Source organism: Kaistella sp., assembly GCF_049588135.1.
Lineage (GTDB): Bacteria > Bacteroidota > Bacteroidia > Flavobacteriales > Weeksellaceae > Kaistella.
The window spans coordinates 1-3,167 of sequence record NZ_JBAVFG010000017.1 but is presented as its reverse complement, the minus strand read 5'-3'; the positions used below and the strand labels follow the sequence as shown (position 1 = coordinate 3,167).

Here is a 3,167-nt window from a genome sequence, read left to right as displayed (position 1 = left end):
ATAGAGTAGAGTTCAGCACTTTCAGATTCGGTATAAAGAGCGGATAATTCTTGTTTGAAAAAACGTTTATATTCTAAAATGGTCATTTTTTGCTTTTCGAAATTGTGAATTTTAAATATAATTCCTTTTTTTGAAAATGGAATGAAAACGAAAGGAAAAGTTTAAAAACATTTAAATGATGTTTAAGTATTGTTTATAAAGCTTTAATTATGATTGTTTTAGGAGTTTATTTCAAGTAGAGAAGAATTTTGGTTGAGGCTTAAAACTTCAATCCCAAATCTCGAAGTTCCTTTTCTAAATCTGTGTTTTTTTTAATTTGAACACAGATAAATCCTAAGGTTTTAGCAATTTCAATATTCTTAGAATTGTCATCAATAAAAACGGATTCGTCGGCTTTAATTTGATAACGATCGAGTAAAACTTGCCAAATAGTTGGATCAGGTTTAATGAGTTTTTCAGTTCCTGAAACTACGATTTTATCTTTAAATATTTTAAAAAAATCGTAATTTTCTAAAGCATAAGGAAAAGTTTCTGCAGACCAATTCGTTAAACCAAAAAGTTCATATTTCGAATGCTCTAATTTTTTCAAAACTTCTACGTTATGAGGAATATCCGCTTTCAACATGGTCGTCCAGTTATCGTAGTAAGCCCGAATTTCTTTTTCCCAATCTGGATGTTTTGCAACCTGAATATCCGTTCCTTCTTGCAAGTTTCTGCCACGATCTTGTTCTGCATTCCATTCATCGGTAGCGATATTTTTCAGGAAAAATTCCATCTTTTCGTCATCATTAAAATGATTTTTGAAAAAATAGCGTGGATCCCAATCCATTACCACGCCGCCGAAATCGAAAATAATATTTTTAATAGCCATTAATTTAAAGTTGTTTTATTCAATACAATAGTTTTCTTTCTGAAAAATATCGAGATCAAAGTGATCGCCAAAAGAAGATGCAGGTAAAAAGAATTCAGAACCAAATCGGTATAACTCATTTTAAAATTACTCAATGAAATTAGAATTAAAATTTGCGCTCCATAAGGAATAATACCTTGAATATAACAAGCGAAAACATCAAGTATAGAAGCGCTTTCCTGAGGTTTAAGTCCGTACTTTTCTGTAATTTCTTTGGAGACTTTTCCGGAGATTAAAATAGCAATCGTGTTGTTGGCGACGCAAAGATTCGCAACACTTACCAATCCACCAATTCCTAATAAAGCAGTTTTCTTAGAACTGATAATTTTATTGATGTTTCTTAAGAGAAAATTAATTCCGCCTGCTTTTTCAACCAATGCTGCTAAACCGCCTGTAAGAAGTGAAAGTAGAAAAATCTCGGTCATGCTTGTAAAACCTTCGTACGTGTTTTTTGAAAAATCCATCACACCGAAAGTTCCGTAACTCATTCCTAAAATTCCGGCAAAGATTAATCCTGAAAACAGTACTACAAAAACATTGATCCCAATGATAGAAAGCGTAATAACTAATAAATAGGGAAGTATTAAAACAAAATTGAAGTCCTTTTGTTCTATCACAACAGAAGTTGTTTCTTGACTAAATCCGATAGCAACTAAAATAATAATCGCAATGATTGCGGCAGGTAAAGCGAGTTTAAAATTGGTTTTAAATTTATCTTTCATCTCACAACCTAAACTTTGTGTCGCCGCAATCGTTGTATCCGATATTACAGAAAGATTATCGCCAAACATCGCTCCAGAAAGTAATGCTGCGCCCATTAATCCGAGTGGAGAACCGCTTTTTTCAGCCAAGTCAATCACAATTGGACCCAAAGTTACAATAGAACCCACCGAGGTTCCTGATGCAAAAGAAAGAAACGAAGCAATTACAAAAATCCCCATAGGGAAATATGCTGGCGAAATATAATTTAAGCCTAAATTCACAATGGTATCAACACTTCCCGTCGCTTTCGAAACGGTGGCAAATGCGCCTGCCAAAAGATAAATAATACACATTGTTAAAATTTTTCCATCGCCACAACCTTTCAAAAAAGTATCGATTTTTTCATTTACTTTTCCTTTAAGAAAAACAAATGCGGAAACAATTCCCATTAAAGCAGCGATAGGAGAGGGAAGTGCATAGAAATCTTTGTTGTAAATTCCGAATCCTAAAAAAACGCCTACAAAAAGAAGTAAGGGTAAAATAGAAATGAAGGAGCCTTTCGTTTTTGTCATGGTGCAAAACTAAGCTTCAAAAAATCAAAAAGCAAAAAATGATCATAGCTGAAAAAAAATTAATCATTAAAAACGGTGATTTTAATATTGCTGGTATTTCCTTTTATTGATTTTAGTTTTCCTGTTTTGTATTTATAAAAATCATCGTGATAGGTGAAAGTTATATTTCCAATGGATTTTATTTTCCCTTTTTGGTATTTGTAAAAGTCGTCGTAGTATTTAAATTTTAGATCGCCAACGGAATTTAGTTTTCCCGTTTGATATACATAAAAATCATCATAATATTTAAACGGAATTCCATAGACAGATTTCAATTTTCCACTGTTGTATGAATAGAAATCATTGTAATACTGAAAATGACTTTCTTTAGAAATCGTTGTGTTGGGATCACGATAGTTCAATTCGACATCATTTTGAAAAGTTGCTGCGGTAGATTGATTTAAAAGCACATTACTTTCCGACGGCATATTCATTTGAAGGAGATTTCCATAAGTATCCAACGAAAGAGTAGTACCTTCAAAATATAGATTTACAATGGCTTTGTTGCCGTTTTGTGCGATAAAAATTTCTTTAATTTCTTGTGCTTTAAATAAATAGAAACTTGATAAAAGAAGTAGAATGTAGAATTTTTTCATGTAGATTGAATTTTAATTAAATTTAAAATTCAAACGCACAAAATTCATACCTTTTATTGTTAAACTTCGCAAAAATATGGTGCAATCCATTACTCAAAATAATTTCTTCGGCATTTAAAACCGAATTGTATCTCGCTATTTGTTCGAACGTTTTTTCGGTGAGTTTAATGTGTGGCGCTTTACATTCTACCAGAATTTTCGCTACTGTTTTTTCAGTAACCAATAGATCAATTCTCTTGGTAGTTCCGTTCAGTTCCAGCTTTTTTTCTAAAATTAAAGATGACAAATTTCTACGTTTGGTCAGGTGAAAATAATGCACCCAATGTTGCCGAACCCATTCTTCGGGGG

General features: G+C 32.3%; 4 protein-coding genes. All 4 read right to left on the bottom strand.

Translation table 11 applies throughout. From position 1 onward, the window contains the following. Positions 1-259 precede the first annotated feature (259 nt). Positions 260-871 carry an HAD family hydrolase gene (locus WBY99_RS01240; RefSeq protein ID WP_423974531.1) on the bottom strand — a complete coding sequence of 204 codons (612 nt, stop codon included), beginning with the start codon at positions 869-871 and terminating at the stop codon, positions 260-262. Beyond that, positions 871-2,184, bottom strand: a complete 1,314-nt coding sequence (locus WBY99_RS01235; RefSeq protein WP_423974530.1) for a Na+/H+ antiporter NhaC family protein — start codon at positions 2,182-2,184, stop codon at positions 871-873. The genes WBY99_RS01240 and WBY99_RS01235 overlap by 1 nt, the downstream gene beginning before the upstream one ends. Positions 2,185-2,243: 59 nt before the next feature. Continuing rightward, a complete protein-coding gene (locus tag WBY99_RS01230) occupies positions 2,244-2,819 on the bottom strand; it encodes a hypothetical protein (protein ID WP_423974529.1) in 576 nt (191 codons plus the stop codon). 22 nt (positions 2,820-2,841) lie between these two features. Beyond that, positions 2,842-3,167 (bottom strand): type I restriction enzyme HsdR N-terminal domain-containing protein (locus WBY99_RS01225; protein ID WP_423974528.1); only part of this gene is annotated, 326 nt, incomplete at its 5' end.